Origin of the sequence: Mycolicibacterium komossense (assembly GCF_025822605.1) — a bacterium.
GTDB classification, from domain to species: Bacteria; Actinomycetota; Actinomycetes; order Mycobacteriales; family Mycobacteriaceae; genus Mycobacterium; species Mycobacterium komossense.
Genome location: NZ_JACKTY010000047.1, coordinates 104834 through 121089, shown reverse-complemented (window position 1 = coordinate 121089; position 16256 = coordinate 104834). Strand labels below are relative to the sequence as shown.

The following is a 16256-nucleotide window of genomic DNA, read 5'->3' as shown; positions in this document are numbered from 1 at the left end:
GAGTCGCGGTCAGTCGAAGACCACCACCGCGCGCCCGACGATGTCGCCGCGCCCGAGTGCTTCGAGGGTGTCATTGATGTCGTCGAGTTTCACTGGCACGACGTGGTGCTTGATCAGGCCCTGGCTGGCCAACGTGAGAACCTCGGTCAGGTCGTTGTAATTGCCCCAGAAAGATCCGAAGTAGGACTTCTCGCCGCTGACGAACGGGAAGATGGGCAGCTCGACGCGCTGGCCCATCAAACCGACTTGCCCCAGCGCGCCCTCGGTACCGAGGACCGCGGCGGCCAGCCCGAGTGACTCCGACGAACCTGCGCAATCCAGCACCGCATCGACGGTCCGTCGGCCGGTCAGGTTCTCGAGCTCGTTCTGCACGTCCTCGACCGACTTCCCGCGGACGTTGACAGTGTGGTGAGCACCGTTTTCGCGTGCCATGGCCAGCTTGCCGTCGCTGCGGGCGAACCCGACGACAGTGGCGCCAGCGCCGAGCAGCCGGGCGTACTGCACAGCGTAACTTCCGAGACCACCGATGCCGTTGATCACGACTGTACGACCCGATCCAAGCTTGCTCGCGTCGCGGAGTTTTTTCATTCCGCGGTACGGGGTCAGCCCCGCGTCGGTCAGGGGCGCCAAGTACTCGGGGCGCGGGTTGGGCAGGTTTGCCACGGAGATCACGTGATTGTGCGGCGCCACCACGTAGTCGGCGAATCCGCCGTTGGGTCCGAATCCCACGAGTTGTCCACCGCTGCAGAGTTGTTCGTTGCCTTCGTGGCATTGTCGGCAGGTGCCGTCACCCCAGTTTGGGTCAACGACGATCAGATCGCCCTCGGACAGGCCCGAGGACTTGGGTACCTCGGTTCCCAAAGCGGCGATGGTGCCGGCTATCTCGTGGCCCGGCGTGAACGGCATGTCTACGGGCAGTCCTTGACGGAAGTAGCCGTCGACGAGCTGGAAGTCGCTGCGGCACATACCGGTCGCGGCGACCTTGATGAGTACCTGAGTGGATCCCACGTCGGGCACGGGTACTTCGTCGATCTGCAGTGGTTGGTTGTAGCCGTGCATGCGTGCGGCTCGCATCTTCATGGGTCTCTCCTGGTGATAGCTACAGCGCCGGGTGCGGTCCCGTGCGGGATGTCAGGTGGTGGCGCGCTTTCGCGTTCCCCTCTACCGATTACGGTGCCGTCTGAAGTTTGGATGCGCCATCACATGCTGTGCGATTTTTTATCTGAGAACAGCGAAGACCACCGTTCGCCAGGGATATGGCTAAGTGCGTTCGCAGGTGCCGTGGAAGGTCGCGCGTGCGATCGCACTGTTGTAGAGGGTGAATCCGAGATAGGCGGGCGTCGCGTTTTCGGGCAGGTCCAGTTTGTCGACACCCACCGCGTGCACCGCCACCCAGTAGTGGTGCACGCCATGACCCGGCGGCGGTGCCGCCCCGATGTATCGCCGGAAGCTGGCGTCGTTGGTCAGCGTGATGGCGCCGACAGGCAGGCTATCGGCGCCCCCATCACCTGCGCCGGCGGAGAGGTGGGTCAGAGTGGCCGGGAGGTTGGCGATTGACCAGTGCCAGAAACCGGACGCGGTGGGAGCGTCGGCGTCATACACCGACACGGTGAAGCTTCGGGTGTCGGCGGGGAAGCCGGACCACGTCAACTCAGGTGAGATGTCGGATCCGCCGGCCCCCATGATGCCGCTCATCTGGTCGCGGTGCAGTGGCTGACCGTCGGTGATGGATTGGGATGACAGTGTGAAGGCGGGAAGTGCCGGTAACGCGTCATACGGTGAGATCACGATGGGTCCTTCCGGCGGTCGCCGCTCGACTCCACGGCGATACGGCATGTGGCGGTGTCAATTCGGGTTCGGTCTGAATAGGTCCCGAGGTGGTGCCTTCGGCGGCGTTCCGCTGCCGAAGTCGTTGACGATTCAGAATTGCATTCGGCGCGAACGTCTTCCATCACCCGCTATGCCATATTTATGCGCAGGCGTCTCATGGGTCCGGGGAGCTGATTGTGCCGGAGGTCGCTGACGTCGGCCTCGGGTCGGTTCACCTGGAGATTGGCCTTGGGTGCCTTTGTAGCCTGCGGCTCAGCGTCCCCGCGCCTGGCGGATCAGTTCGGCCCGAGAGTGGATGCCCAGCTTGGTGAAGACGTTGCGCAGTTGAGTGTTGATCGTGTGCGGGGAGACCCCTACGGCTTGGGCGGCCTCTCGGTTGGTCGCTCCATCGGCGACCAGTTCTAGGACGCGCAGTTCCGAGTCGGTGAGGCTGTCCCATCCCGTCCGCGTCCGCCTGCGGACGACGCGGCGTTGCACGCCAAGTGAACTCAACTGCTGGGCGGTGCGGCGCGCGTCCGCGGTGGCGCCGTGGGCGGCGTACACGTCGAAGGCGAGGCCGAGTCGCCGGGCAGCCAGATCACGGTCACCGGCTTTGGCGATTTCGCGGCCCAGGTCTTCGGCGGCGCCGGCGTGAAGCAACGGACGCGACGAATCGGCCAGCATGCCCATCGACGTTTCCAGGGCGTCGCGGTCGTCCTCGATCAGTCCGCGCGCATGCAACGCGACGGCCCCATAGAGGGTGCCCTGTCGGTGATCCCGCGTCAGGACGTCCAACGCGGCCACGACGCGTTGGCGAAGTCCGGCGTCGCTGGAGCTGCGTGCGACACGTGCCGCCAAGATGACGTAGTCGAGATCCATCGGCCAGGTGGGTGGCGTCAGCAGGGTGACGTCTTCTCCGAGCCAACGTGCCGCTTCTGCGAGGTTTCCCCGTTGCCACGCCGCGTGGGCCAGGGTGATCATCGACTCCCGTCGCACTGCCGGGCCCCCGTCGAGCCCTTGTCTGGCGGCGATCCCGACCTGACGGTGAAGTGCGCGGTCGTCGGTGTGGGCGGCGATGGCTCCCAGAATCATCAGTCCGCTTCGCCCACCTACCGATTCTTGGCGAACCCCCGTCCCTTCGGGCAGCCTCTCGGTCAGGCTGTCGCGTGCGCTCTGCAGGCGGCCGGCGGCGAAGTCACAAAGCGCCTGCCGACTCTTGAAGACACGTTCGCCAGCCGGATTGTGTAGACGCTGAGCATGGTTCAGATCACCAGAGATCGCGTCCTGCGCCTCGGCGAGATGCCCCGTCGCGATGAGCGCACTGATGCGGGTCGAGGATGCAACCACGCCGAGCACTCCTGCTTCGGTTGTCCGTAGCAGGGGGAGCAGATTCGACGCGCGTTCCAGGCAGCGTTGCTCGTAGCCAGCGGCGCACTCGACGGTGATCAAGGCGGATTCGGCGATCAGACGGGTCTGCAGGTCGTTGGTCTCTTCGGCCGCCCGCAGAGCATGGTGAGCAGCGTCCAGAGCTTCGTCGGGCAGCCCGTCATTGGCCAGGTTGTAGGCGAGCCAGCCCTGGTTTTGGGCGCGGGTCACCGCCGACACGCCAGTGAGTTGAAGTGCGCGCCGGTTCTGATCGGCGCGCTGACCCGGCCAGTACGATGAGGCAATCGAGAGGCCCAGTCGGATCTGTGCCTCGTCTTCTGCGGGCACATCGCCCGACAACGTAGACGTGGCAAGAAGTTCCGCCTCGGCGAAGCGCGAAGCGTGGTTGAGCAGGAACACCGTTTCGCCGACGACGGTGGCATGGATGCCGTCGCTGAGGTGCAGCAGGTCTAGCGCGCGCTGACTCAAGTCGGCCGCTCCGGATGGATCCGAGTTCGACAGTGTCCTGGCGGCTTGGCGCAGAGACGCGACGGCCGCCAGGTCACCGACGTCGGCGCTGCGAGCGAGCTGGACGGCGACTTCTTCTGGCGCGGCACCAAGTTCGAGCAGCAGCGTTGCCGCCTCCCGCTCCATCGCACGGCGCAGCGGCCGTGGCAGCGTCTGCTGCGCCGCGCGCCGCAACAGGTCGTGGCGAAACCTGAATTGACCGCCTTCTTCGGTCAGCAGATCTCCGCGGGCGGCTTCGTCGAGGCCCTCGACCATCTGAGCCGCGCTATGCCCCAGGGCGCGGGCGAGTAGTTCGGTCGAGAACTTCTCGGGCAGGATCGATGCGACGTGAACGATGCGGCGCGCGGCTGGCGAGAGCCGTTCGAGGCGCTGCTGCATGGTGGCCGCCAACCGTTGCGGCAGACCACGGCCCGTGATCATCGCTCGGCCGCCCGACACCCGGATCCGGTCCTCCTCGTGCAGACCGCGCAGCGTCTCCAGGATGAGGAATGGGTTGCCGTGCGCGAGCCCGGCCATTTCGATCACTGATTCGTCGATCCGTGCGCCCACGACGTCCCCCGCGATCTCACCCACGGCAGCGACGTCCACCGCGCCCAGTGACACGTGATGCGCCGCGGTTCCCCGCCCTGCCATGATCGCGTTGACGGCATCGCGGACTTCGGGGCGGCCACCAGCGCTGCGCATGGCGAAGGTCCACACGACGGGGGAGCGCGCCAACCCGGCGACGAGCGATTGCAACGCCACGGTCGTGCCTGCGTCAGCCCAGTGAACATCGTCGAGGCAGATTGCCAGCGGGGTGAGCGCGGCCGCCTCGGCGATGGCCTCCTGCAGATCGTGCAGGGCCCAGAACGGGGTGCCCGCCGTCGAACTGAACTGTCTGAGCACCTCGCCGTCGCAGAGCGGCGGCTCGGTGCGGATGATCGCCTCGAACAACGGCGCGAACGGCACCGTCTGTTGATCTTCGTACGCTTTGCCCGACAGCGGGCGAGCACCTGCTCGCCGCGCCCGCAGCAAGACCTCCTCCACCAGCCGGGACTTGCCGATTCCAGGTGGGCCTTCGATGACGAGCACCGATCCGTTGCCGTCCTGCGCCGCGTCAAGCAAGCGGTCGATCAAGCTCAGCTGCTCAGCCCGACCCCGCAGGGCGACCCCGGGCGTGGCCAGACGCGGCGGCCGGCCCGCGGCGCGAATCTTCCCTGGCGGCGGATGGTCGCCTTCGTCGTCGACCTGCGCGGCGCGGCCCTCGGTCGCCATCAGCATCCCGTCATCGCCCTTCGCCCCCTGCAGCGCAGTAGCCACGACGCCGACGTTCCCACATACCAGCGTTGTCGCTGAGCATCAAATGTAGTGTCACTATAGTCAGCGTGGTCAATGCACAGCAACAGATGTCTGAACTCACAGAATTGGTACGCTGCGTTCCTGTTAGATGGTTCGTGTACTAACTTGATCAATTGCCCAACGGATCAAGTGAGACTACGGTCACCTGTTACGATCAGGAACGACATGACATCGAAATCGGCGCGTGCATGACCTCGGATTCGCAGTCGTCACCGCGTCGCTCTCGGCGTGACGAATACGCTGAACTCACACGGACAGCAGTCGTTGACGCTGCGCGCACACTGTTCGCCGAACGCGGCTACTTCGCTACCACGATCAATGAGATCGCCGATCGCGGTCGGGTGTCCTCAGGCACGGTGTACCAGCAGTGCGGCGGCAAGCAGGGGTTGTTACGCACGTTGATGGATATGTGGACCACCTCGCCGCTGGTCGCGGAGACGCTGTCGTCAATCCGTCGCGCCAGCACGCTCGAGGAGTCCCTGGAGTTACTGACCGAGGCGTACCTCGGCATGCATTCCCAGTTCGACGACATCATTCAAACGGTCTCGACTACTGCCGCGCAAGACGGGTCGGCCGCGGCGGCTCTTGCGGTGGCACTGGCCCGACATCGTGCCGCGCTGCTCGAAATAGCGGCTACAGTGCGCCCATTGGGTGGTTTTCCGGTGGCGTTTTCCGATGACGACTTCGCCGATCTGGCCCTCTTCTACTACGGGGCTCACGGTGGCTTCCACTTTTTGATCGCGGTGCTTGGGTGGCCCGCGGAACGGGCGCGACGGTGGCTTCACAAGCAGTTTGTCCACAGCCTGCTCGATGCGACGGCATCCGCTTAGGAACGAGGCGCATGGGCGCCCAAGCCCGCTGAGCTGGCGGCACTGCCGTCGTCGTTAGTGTTGGCCCGACCACAGCCCTATGCGCTCTAACTCAGGTGTTCGCGTGCGATGCCGGCCGCCTCGGCACGCGTGTGAATATCCAACTTGGAGAAGATTTTTCGCAGATGGGCCACGACGGTGTGTCGTGACAGGTTGAGCTCCTGAGCGACGTCGCTATTGCTTTTCCCCTCCGTGACGAGTTCGAGAACCTTTCGCTCGGCCGGAGTGAGGCTGGTCCAGCCGGATTCCTCACGCCGGCGAACCACGCGCCGCTTGACGCCCAACTGTTGCAACGCCTTCGCCACGCGGCGGGCATCGGCGACTGCTTCGCAGCGGTGAAACGTCTCGAAGGCATCGGTCAACCGGTCGATGGCCGGCGCCGGCGACCCTGCCCGCGCCAACAGGTGACCAATGTCCTCGGTCGCACCGGCATGAAGCAGGGGACGCCCGCAGTCGGCGAGCGTTCGTACTGCCGCCTGTAGCGCCTCGAGATCGTTCTCAAGGAGTCCACGACAGTGCAGAGCCACGCCCGCGAAATGTGGCAGTCGCGGCTCCTCACACTCGAGTGTGGCGATTGCCGTCTGGACGCGTTGACGCAGGCCCGCGTCACCCGATGTGCGAACCACGCGGGCTGCCAGGACTACGTGGCCGAGGGCATTGGCCGGCATGGGTGTCCCGAGGAGGTCGAAGTCATCGGAAAGCCACTGCGCCGCCGCGTCGATATCGCCTCGCTGCCAGGCGAAGTGCGCGAGCATGAACACACCCTCGCGCCGCGGTGAGGGACCGATGCTGAGCCATTCCCGAGCCGTGCCCGCGAGCAACTGTTGCCATGGTTCGTCGTCGGTGTGGGCGGCGACCGCTCCCATGGTCACCGAGCCCACCTGGGCCGCCGTCGCGTCGGTGGCGGCGCGCTGCTCGACGGGCAACGATTCGACCAGAGCACGGGCAGCGCCCAGTCGCCCCCCAGCAAATTCACCGACCGCGCGTACCTGGGTGAAGATGGCGAAAGCCTCGTCGTGGTGGTGCTCGCGGGCAGCGTCGATCATGAAATCCAGTAGGGCCGTTGCCGGTTCGACGTTACCGAGACCGAACATCAGATTGCAGACGTGGTAACCGGCGAGCACGCCGACCTCGGTGGCATCGATGCGGCTCTGCAGACGTTCGACCCGTTGTGCGCAGGCCAGCCCGCGGCCTTCGGCGTAGTCGACGTAGGCCAGGACCACATCGGCCAAGGTCAATGTGGGCTGGTCGTCGATTGCGATCCCGGCCTGCCGAGCCGCTTCGGCCGTGAGGCGGGCTTCACTGACTTGGCCGTCGAACATGAGGTTGTGCGCGAGGAAGCCCAGCAGGCGGGCCCGGGTCTGCGGCGCCAGGCCCGAAAGTTCCAGGGCGCGGCGATTCTCGGGCAGACGCAGGCGGACGTAGCCGTCATTGGCCATCGTCAGACTCTGCAGGATGGTTGCCTCCACTTCGACGGGCAGTCCCGTCGATGACATCGCGGCAGATCCCAGGTGTTGTGCCTCTTCGTTGCGTGCCGCACGGACGAGTCGTCGCACCGTTTCGGCCACCACTGCGGGGCGCTGGGCGTCTTCGGGTCGGATGAGGTCCAGTGCCCGCAATCCGAGGTCTGCTGCTCCCGATGGGTCCGATTGCGTCAGCGAATCCGCGGCTTTCCGTAGCGTGCTGACGGCGCCGGTGTCGCCCATGTCGGCGCTGCGCGCGAGCTGAAAGGCGACATGTGCCGGTTCAGCACCCAGGCCGAGCAGGACATCGACCGACTGCCGTTCCATGGAACGTCGCACATCCTCCGGGATCGACCGGCGCGCCGCCTGGCGCAGGAGATCGTGCTGGAACGTCAACGAGTCGCCGTCTTCAGCCAGCAGGTCGGCCTGGATGGCTTCGGTGACGGTCGCATACAACTGCATGGACGTCGTCTTCAACATCGTGGCCAGTGCCGCCCCGGAGAACGTGGCCGGAAGGATCGACGCCATCTCGACCATGCGACGAGTCGGCTCCTGCAGCCGACTCAGGCGCTGCGCCATGGACTCCGCCAGCCGTTGCGGCGGATCGTCTCCGACCACTGTGGCGCCCGATTCCGACATGCGGATGCGCTTCTCGTCGCTCAACCCCCGCAGCACTTCTAACAACAGAAACGGGCTGCCGTGAGCCTTCTCGGTGACCTGCAGCAGCGCCTCGTCGACCGAGGTACCCACGACGTCGGCGGTCATATCGGCGATCGCCGTGGACCCTAGGCCGTTAAGCCGGATCCGGTATTCGTGCAGGTCGGGATCAGACGTCATCGCATCAAGGGCATCCCGCACGGCCGGCCGTGCTTCGGCCGGGCGGGCAGCCAAAGCCCACATGACGGGCGTGCGGGACAAACCGGTGACCATGCCCCGAAGGGCTTGCAGCGTACCGGCGTCCGCCCACTGAAGATCATCAATGGCGATCAGTAAAGGCCGGCGCAGCGCCGCCGCGGAGATCGCGGCCTGCATGTCCTGGATGACCCAGAAGCCGAGGTTGGCGTCGGCTCCGATCGCCCTGAAGTTTTCGAAGTCGCCGATCGGTGGATCGGCGTTGACGATCGCCGTCAGCAGCGGCCCGAAGGCCACCGATTGCTGATCCTCCGACGCTGCGCCCGCTAAAATCTGTGCGCCTGTCACCTCGGCGCGAGTCGATACCTCCTTGAGTAATCGCGACTTCCCGATGCCAGGGGGCCCTTCGATGAGGACCACGCAACCGTGGCCGCGCCGCAGTCCCGCGATCGCAGCGTCGATCGTTGCCAGCTGCTCAGCTCTGCCCCGCAGTGGTGTCGCTTCCGTACGACGACGCCGCTCCGGGTTCAGGACGGTGTCGGGCCGCGTAGTCACAGGGTCGGTCCCTTGAGTCACAATGCGTCTCGCCCTTCAACGCTGACGTGATGACGCACCGCGCACTGATGGCCTCACAGTCGTCCCCGTCCGTCGCTGGACGCCTGAGCCGACCTTCGGCACCGGGTCGCCGTCGGCGATGACCGAGCCGAGCCGGCGGGCTTGGGCAGCGCGCTGCATCTTTACCTGGCGAGGTTCGCACGTCACCCCCGCCGACTGCCATCGCATGGCATGTGATCTTTAGGCGACCCCGTGATCAGGAGACGCTGGCGGCGGCGGTTTCGATGACCGCGGCGACATCCCGGGGGTGCGAGATGAGCGTGAGGTGCGAGCCGCCCTGGAACGTGGTGACATGGGAGTGCGCGCGCTGGGCCATGAATTCTTTTGAGGCGGGCGTGATGATGCGGTCACCGGTGCTGATGAAGGACCAGGAGGGCAACGTCTTCCAGGCCGCCGCCGTGTTGGGGGTCTTCAGTGCGACGGTGGACGTCGCGCGTTGAATCGACCACAACTGGGTCGCCTGCTCGGTGGGGAGGTCGCTGGCGAAGTCGCGCAGGAAGACGTCCTTTTTCAACAGAAGGTCGAGCGCTCCGTTTGGCGCATCGGGATAGCTTGCGGTGTCGTAGAGCTGGTCATCGGGAAGTGTGACGACCGCTGAAGTGTCTCCGTTGAGGGTACTAGCGGATTCTCCGATCTCCGGGGCGTAGGCGTCGACGTACACCAGTGCCTTGACATTCGGGCTGCTTGCCGCTGCCTCGCTGATGACGGCGCCGCCATAGGAGTGCCCGACCAGGACTACCGGGCCAGCGATCGTTTGCAGGAACGCCGCCACGGCGCCGGCATCGGTGACCAGGTTGCGCAGCGGGTTGGCGATCGCCCGCGCGGTGTATCCGTGCTTTTCGAGTTCGATGATCTCGCCGTTCCAACTCGACGTGTCGGCCCACGCGCCGTGGACCAACACCACGGTGACCTGTCCGGGTGGAAGGGCATGCGAGGCCGGGGAACTCAGCCCGGCGGCAAAGATTGTGGTCGCCAGTACGGTCAGTATGCGGCGTCGGAAGTAGGCCATGATTTTCCTGCTTTCTAAGTGACCGAAGGTGAGGCGGCGGCGGCGTTGGCGCCGACCATGTTCGCGGGGTTGACGATCCGATCGAAGTCCGCGCCGCTGATATCGCCGGAGTCCAACGCGGCTTCACGCAGAGTGGACCCGGTCCGTTGAGCTTGGTGAGCGATCGCTGACGCCTTGTCGTAACCGATGACGGGGGACAGGGCAGTCACCAGCATCAGCGATCGGCTGACGTCGGCGGCGATCTGATCGGTGTCGAGTTCGATTCCCTCGATGCAGAATTCGCCCAATTTGTTGCTGGCATCGCCGAGGATACGAGCGGAGTGCAGGAAGTTGTTGATGATGATGGGTCGCATCGCATTGAGTTCGAAATTGCCCTGTGAGCCGGCGATTCCGACGGCGACGTCCTCGCCCAACACCTGGATGCAGACCATCACCATGGCTTCGCATTGGGTGGGGTTGACCTTGCCGGGCATGATGGAGCTTCCGGGTTCGTTAGCCGGGAGCCGTAGTTCGCCGATGCCGGCGCGGGGTCCGGAGGCCAGCCAACGTATGTCGTTGGCGATCTTCATCAGCGCGACGGCCACGCCGCGCAGGGTGGCGTTGGCGGCGACGATCCCGTCCAGTCCGCCCTGGACTTCGAACTTGTTCGGCGCGGTGACGAACTCGTGGCCGGTGAGTGCAGCGATCTGCGCGGCGATGTCGGGCCCGAATCCAGACGGCGCGTTCAGTCCGGTGCCAACGGCGGTGCCGCCGGCGGCCAGTCGCAGCAGTTCGGCTACCGCGCCCCGGACCCGCGCGGCGGCCGTCTGAAGTTGCGCTGCCCATCCTGACCATTCCTGCCCGACGGTCAAGGGCACGGCGTCTTGCAGGTGGGTGCGGCCGATCTTGACGACGTCGGCCCAACGATGCGCCCTCGCGTCGATGGCGGCGTGCAGCGCGTCGAGCGCGGGCAGCAGCCGGTCCTGAATCTCCAGGACCGCCGCGATGTTCATCGCGGTCGGGAAGGTGTCGTTGGAGGATTGCCCCATGTTGACATCGTCGTTCGGGTGCACGGGGGACTTGGATCCCAGTGTCCCGCCGAGGAGTTGGATCGCGCGGTTACTGATGACCTCGTTGACGTTCATGTTCGACTGAGTGCCCGAGCCGGTCTGCCAGACGTAGAGCGGGAAATGCTCGTCGAGGTGCCCGGCGATGATCTCGTCGCATACCCGGCTGATCAGCGCGGCCTTCCAGCTGGGCAGCCTCCCAGCGGTCGCATTGACGGCGGCAGCGGCCTTCTTGACGTAGCCGTAGGCGTGGTACACCTCTTTCGGCATGCGGTCGTTGCCGATATCGAAGTGCTGCAGGGAACGTTGGGTCTGGGCTCCCCAGTACCGGTCGGCCGGGACATCGATGCTGCCCATCGAGTCGGACTCGGCTCGGGTTCCGCTGTCCGACAACCCGATCGGCAGGTCCAGGACGGCCGGGACGCCCTGGGACCCGTCGGAAGCACTCACGATCGGGTCAGCCGGTATTGCGGCGTCCACATCGAGTCGTGGATCACCGCGGCGACGTCGGCGTGGGTTCGGGTGGCGACGCCCTCGGAGTGCGCCGAGTCGTAGACGGCTGCGGCGACGATCGCCGAGAGGGCGCGTAGGTTCTTCACATCGGGTAGCAGCGCGGCCCCGGGTGCCCGGACGTCGGTTTGGTCGCCGATGGCGCGTGCGGCTGCGACCAGCATGGACTTGGTGACCCGCTTCGCGCCTGCGACGATGACCCCGAGGCCCAGCCCCGGGAACACCATGAAGTTGTTAGCCTGCCCGAATTGGTAGGTGGTGCCGTCGTATTCGACTGAGCCGACTGGGATCCCGGCGGCGACGAGAGCAGTGCCTTTCGACCAGGCCAGCACGTCGGCGGGCATGGCCTCGATCTTGGAGGTCGGGTTGGAGATGGGCAGCACGACCGGTCGTGCGGTGGCGGCGGACATCGCCTCGATGACCTCGCGGGTGAAGGCGCCGTGCACGGTGGAGGTGCCCAGTAGCACGGTCGGGGAGGCCAGCTTGATGGTGTCGAGGAGGTTGACGGTGTCGGTGGGGCCGGCACCGATCGCCGAACGGCTCTTGGCATAGGGTCGCTGGAAGTCCCGCAGGTCGTTCATGTCGTCGAACAGCAGCCCTTGCTTGTCGATGAGCCAGATGCCCGCGGTCGCCTGCTCCGCGCTGGCGCCGTCGGCGATCATCGCGTCGCGGAGTTGGTCGGCGATGCCGACTCCGGCGGTGCCGGATCCGAAGACCACCATAATCTGGTCGCGCAGCGCGATGTTGGTGATCTTGACCGCGGATTAGATCGCGGCCATCACCACCGCGCCCGTGCCTTGGACATCGTCGTTGAACACGCAGTGATCCGGCGAATACGTGGTGAGGATGGCACGGGCGTGTTCGGGTCCGAAGTCTTCGAAGTGGATCATCGCGCGCGGAAACAGGCGGTGGGCGGTGTCGATGTAGTGCCTGATGAAGTCGTCGTACTCGGTGCCGCCGCGTCGCGGGTGCCGGTTACCCAGGTAGAACGGGTCATTCAGGAGCGTTTCGTTGTTCGTGCCGACATCGAGGGAGACAGCGATGCAACGGGACGGGTCGATGCCGGCGCCGGCGGTGTAGATGGCCAGTTTGCCGACGGCGATCTGGATGCCGCCGACGCCCCAGTCGCCGATACCCAGGATCGCTTCTGCGTCGCTGCAGACGATCAGATCGACGTCGTCGGCACCCAATCCCAGTGTGGCCAAAGATGCTTCGATGTCAGCGGTCCGGTCGATCGACAGATAGATGCCATGTTGGCCGCGGTATTCGTCGGAGTACTGCTCGATGGCATCGCCCACGGTCGGGTCGTAGACCACCGGCAGCAGCTCGGTGAGATGCTCGGTGAGCACCTTGTAGTAGAGGACTTCGTTGCGGTTGTGCATCTGTTCGAGTAGCAAGTTGCGGGCGAGATCGTTGGGAAGCTGTTGCAGCTGGGTCCACAGCCGCTGGGCCTGCTCCTCGAGGGTCAGCACGGCTGAGGGCAGGCGGCCGGTGAGTCCGAGGGTGTGGCGCTCCTCCTCGGTGAAGGCGGTGCCCTGGTTGATGATCGGTGTGGACAACGCCGCCGGGATGTGCGGCGTGACGGAGTGCGACATTGGTGGTCCTTTCCTGAGGTGGCCGGGCGCGGAGGTGGGCGGTGAGCCCGTGTCGGGGATGAGTCAGATGATGTTGAGGCAGTCCAGGAATGCGGCGGCCACCGGTTCGTCGCCGCTGATCGTGCAATAGGGGCGCCACGGTTTTCGCGTGGTGCCCCACGCGATGAAGGACAGGGCGGTGCTGCGGATCCGCGTGGATCCGTCGTCGCCGGGGCTCAAGGTCAGACGGGTTCCGGATCCCCGGGCCGGATGCACGGTGACGGTCGTGGCGCCTGGTCCGGTGAGCTCGAGGCTCAGGGGAACGGTGACGGTGTTGTCGAGTTCTGGTCCTTGCATCTGCGGTAGTCCGGCGAGCATGAATCCGATTGCCGGAGAGACCTGTTGGTCAGTGGGCGGCGGCAGGGTGAACGGCAGCGGCCCGTCGGGGGCGAGCATGTCGTAGCGCAGATGGCATAACACGTTGAATGCCATGGTGTTGGCCAGCAGATGCCGTGGGTAAACGCCGAGGCCGGGTACGGTGACGGGTCCGGCTGATCGGGTCGAGGCCTGGTCGGCCTCCAAGAGGTCCAGTTGCCGGGGCGTGTAGGTGCGCCACTCGTCGATCACCTCGGCATGGCTCAGACTTCTGCGTTGGTCGACCCGCAGGTCGTGATAGCGCTCGCGAACCGTCGGCAGGCCAGGTTCGGGCGGGGGAGGATCGACGGCCTCGTGGGCCAGCGCGCCCAGGTGGGCCAGCACGTCGATGACACGCCACCCTGCGCAGGCCGACGGTGAATCCCATTGGCTGTCGTGGATGTGGGGGATGAGCTCGTCGAGTTGTGCGGCGCTCAGCCGCGCGGATGCGACCCCGGCCTCGGTCACGGGGCGACCTGAGATTCCAGTCGCGGCACGCGATAGGTGGCGGCTACGTCTGCGCGTCCCTGCCCGTCAGCCACCGCGAGATCCAGTCGTTTGCGGACCGTTTCGGCGATGCCGAGATGAAGGCCGGCGGCGCGGGCGGCATCGGTGATCAGGCCCGCGTCCTTGGCCGCGGCTTCCAACGGAAATGATGGCCGGTCGAGGTCATCATCAATCATCCTGGGGCCCTTGGTTTCCACGTACCTGCTGTCCAGTCCGCTGCCGTGAATGACATCGATGACGAGGGCGGGATCGACGCCGAGGGCAGCTGCGAGGGTGAGGGACTCGGCGAGCCCCTCGACGGTGGTCAGCACCCAGGCGTTGTAGGCAAGTTTCAGCGCGCTGGGCTGACCGATACCGTCGAGCCAGACCGTGCGATTGCCCACGGCATCGAAAATGGGCGCCACTCGCGGGCGGGCCGCCGGGTCCGACGCCGCGGCAAGCAAGGTCAGCGTGCCTGCGACGGCCGGCTCTTTGGTGCCCAACAGTGGCGCTTCCACGAAGACCAGATCCAGTTCGGCGGCCTGCTTGGCGAGCCGGTGGCTGCCCTCAGGGGACACTGTGCACGTCTGGATCCAGACCGTGCCGCCGGCGAGGCCGGCACGCGCATCGCTGATCACCGAGGCAACGACCGCCTCGTTCGATAAGGCGGTCAGCACGACGTTGGCGCCGCGGCACGCGTCGGCTGCCGAGTCGGCCACTAGCGCACCGTCTTTGGCCAGCGGGGCCGCGGCGGCGCGAGCACGGTTCCACGCCCGCAGCGCGATCCCCGCCGCGCCGATGTTGGCCGCCATCGCCGCGCCCATGGTGCCGGTTCCCAGCACTGCGACCACTGGAATCGGCGTGGTGCGTGCCCCGTCATTGTTCGTGGTCACATCTGATCTCCTTGCTCTGAGTCCATGTCCTGACTTGCTTCGCTATTCGCGTACGGCCTTAGGCGGGCGCGTCGGGTCCGATCCACACGGTCTTTGCGTTCATGAACTCCTTCATGCCAAGGTCGGACAGTTCGCGTCCGTAGCCGCTGCGCTTTACCCCGCCGAACGGGATCTCCGGGTAGCTGGTGGTGTGTCCGTTGATGAAAGCCATCCCGGACTCAACGTCGCGGATGAACATCTGACGTTCGGCTTCGTCTTCGCTCCAGAGGTTGGAGCCCAGACCATAGGGGTGCCCGTTGGCCAACTCGAGTGCCTGCTGCAGCGACGTGACCCGAAAGACCTGTGCCACCGGGCCGAAGACCTCTTCGTGGTACATGTTCATATCCGGGGTGATGTCGGTGAGGACAGTGGGGGGATAGAACCAGCCCGCCCCCTCGGGGCGCTTGCCGCCGACGAGAGCCTTGGCGCCCTTGCCCAGTGCATCGTCGACGTAGGCTGCCACGTCGCCTCGGCCGGATTCTGTGGCCAGCGGGCCCACGTCGGTGGACTCGTCCATCGGGTCACCCACCACCAGTGCCCCCATCTTGGCGGCGAAGGACGCCACGAACGCGTCGTAGATGTCGGCATGGACGAAAAAGCGTTTGCCGTTGATGCAGGATTGGCCGTTGTTGAGAGTGCGGGCCAGCACCGCGACGTCGGTCGCGCGCTCCAGGTTCGTCGACGGCATGACGATGAAAGGATCTGAGCCGCCGAGTTCGAGTACCACCCTTTTGATCTCGCTGCCGGCGATGGTGCCCACGGACTTGCCCGCGGGCTCACTGCCGGTCAGGGTGGCCGCCTTTACCCGCTCGTCGCGCAGCACCTGCTCGACGCGACCCGAGGAGATCAGCAGTGTCTGGAACACGTCGTCGGGAAAGCCGGCGTCGCGGAAGAGCTGTTCCATGTACAACGCGGTCTGGGGCACGTTGGAGGCGTGCTTGAGCAGCCCGACGTTGCCTGCGGTCAGGGCGGGGGCGGCGAATCTCATCGCCTGCCACAGCGGGAGGTTCCATGGCATCACCGCGAGTACCGGGCCGATCGGCTGATAGGTGACGTAGGTTTTCTTCGCACCGACACGGGATGCGTCAGCCGGGAGATCCTTGAGGTAGGCGGGACCTTCGGCGGCGTAGAACCGCAGTCCGTGAACGGATTTGGCGACCTCCTCCTGGGCGGCGCGATAGGTCTTGCCCATCTCGGTGGTGATCAGCTCGCTGACGGAGTCGGCTTCTTTTTCCAGGTGGTCAGCGGCCCGGCCGAGCCACTCGGCCCGCTGGTCGACGGTAGTCAGGCGGTAGGACTCGGCGGCGGTTGCGGCACGCGCCAACTTGTCTTCGAGCTGGTCGGCGGTCAGTTCGTCGAAGCTCTTAAGTACCTCGCCGGTGACAGGGCTGGTCGTTCGAATTGCCATGGTGATCGTTTCCTTTCGGGTGGGCCTGGTGACGCTTT

Annotated in this window: 10 protein-coding genes and 1 pseudogene; 1 reads left to right on the top strand and 10 read right to left on the bottom strand. The window is 65.7% G+C overall.

What is annotated here, in order from left to right; all coding sequences use genetic code 11:
• Positions 1 to 9: 9 nt before the first annotated feature.
• From H7J73_RS28120 to H7J73_RS28110, 3 genes are all read right to left on the bottom strand, one after another.
• Positions 10 to 1080, bottom strand: coding sequence for an NAD(P)-dependent alcohol dehydrogenase (locus H7J73_RS28120; RefSeq protein WP_264071094.1), 1071 nt, complete (start codon positions 1078 to 1080; stop codon positions 10 to 12).
• Between the two features lie 180 nt (positions 1081 to 1260).
• Positions 1261 to 1788, bottom strand: coding sequence for a YbhB/YbcL family Raf kinase inhibitor-like protein (locus tag H7J73_RS28115; RefSeq protein WP_264071093.1), 528 nt, complete (start codon positions 1786 to 1788; stop codon positions 1261 to 1263).
• A gap of 294 nt (positions 1789 to 2082) precedes the next feature.
• Positions 2083 to 5001, bottom strand: coding sequence for a helix-turn-helix transcriptional regulator (locus tag H7J73_RS28110; protein ID WP_264071092.1), 2919 nt, complete (start codon positions 4999 to 5001; stop codon positions 2083 to 2085).
• Between the two features lie 227 nt (positions 5002 to 5228).
• On the opposite strand from H7J73_RS28110, the gene H7J73_RS28105 reads away from it, so the two are divergent.
• Positions 5229 to 5870, top strand: a complete 642-nt coding sequence (locus tag H7J73_RS28105; protein WP_264071091.1) for a TetR/AcrR family transcriptional regulator — start codon at positions 5229 to 5231, stop codon at positions 5868 to 5870.
• A gap of 86 nt (positions 5871 to 5956) precedes the next feature.
• Here H7J73_RS28105 and H7J73_RS28100 read toward each other — a convergent pair whose 3' ends face one another.
• From H7J73_RS28100 to H7J73_RS28070, 7 genes and pseudogenes are all read right to left on the bottom strand, one after another.
• Positions 5957 to 8779, bottom strand: coding sequence for an ATP-binding protein (locus H7J73_RS28100; protein WP_264071090.1), 2823 nt, complete (start codon positions 8777 to 8779; stop codon positions 5957 to 5959).
• A gap of 256 nt (positions 8780 to 9035) precedes the next feature.
• Positions 9036 to 9848: an alpha/beta hydrolase gene (locus H7J73_RS28095; protein WP_264071089.1), complete on the bottom strand. Its 813-nt coding sequence runs from the start codon at positions 9846 to 9848 to the stop codon at positions 9036 to 9038.
• A gap of 14 nt (positions 9849 to 9862) precedes the next feature.
• On the bottom strand, positions 9863 to 11344 hold the full coding sequence (gene fumC, locus H7J73_RS28090; RefSeq protein ID WP_264071088.1) for a class II fumarate hydratase: 1482 nt from the start codon (positions 11342 to 11344) through the stop codon (positions 9863 to 9865).
• Positions 11341 to 12999 (bottom strand): annotated as a pseudogene (locus tag H7J73_RS28085) (NAD-dependent malic enzyme). The gene fumC and the pseudogene H7J73_RS28085 overlap by 4 nt, the downstream one beginning before the upstream one ends.
• Before the next feature lie 63 nt (positions 13000 to 13062).
• Positions 13063 to 13860 (bottom strand): maleylpyruvate isomerase family mycothiol-dependent enzyme, encoded by a 798-nt coding sequence (locus tag H7J73_RS28080; protein ID WP_264071087.1) that lies wholly within the window; start codon positions 13858 to 13860, stop codon positions 13063 to 13065.
• The gene (locus H7J73_RS28075; RefSeq protein WP_264071086.1) at positions 13857 to 14771 is read right to left on the bottom strand and encodes an NAD(P)-dependent oxidoreductase; all 915 of its coding nucleotides are present in this window, start codon (positions 14769 to 14771) and stop codon (positions 13857 to 13859) included. Before H7J73_RS28075 ends, H7J73_RS28080 begins: the two co-directional genes overlap by 4 nt.
• A gap of 58 nt (positions 14772 to 14829) precedes the next feature.
• A complete protein-coding gene (locus H7J73_RS28070) occupies positions 14830 to 16218 on the bottom strand; it encodes an NADP-dependent succinic semialdehyde dehydrogenase (protein WP_264071085.1) in 1389 nt (462 codons plus the stop codon).
• Positions 16219 to 16256: the final 38 nt, after the last annotated feature.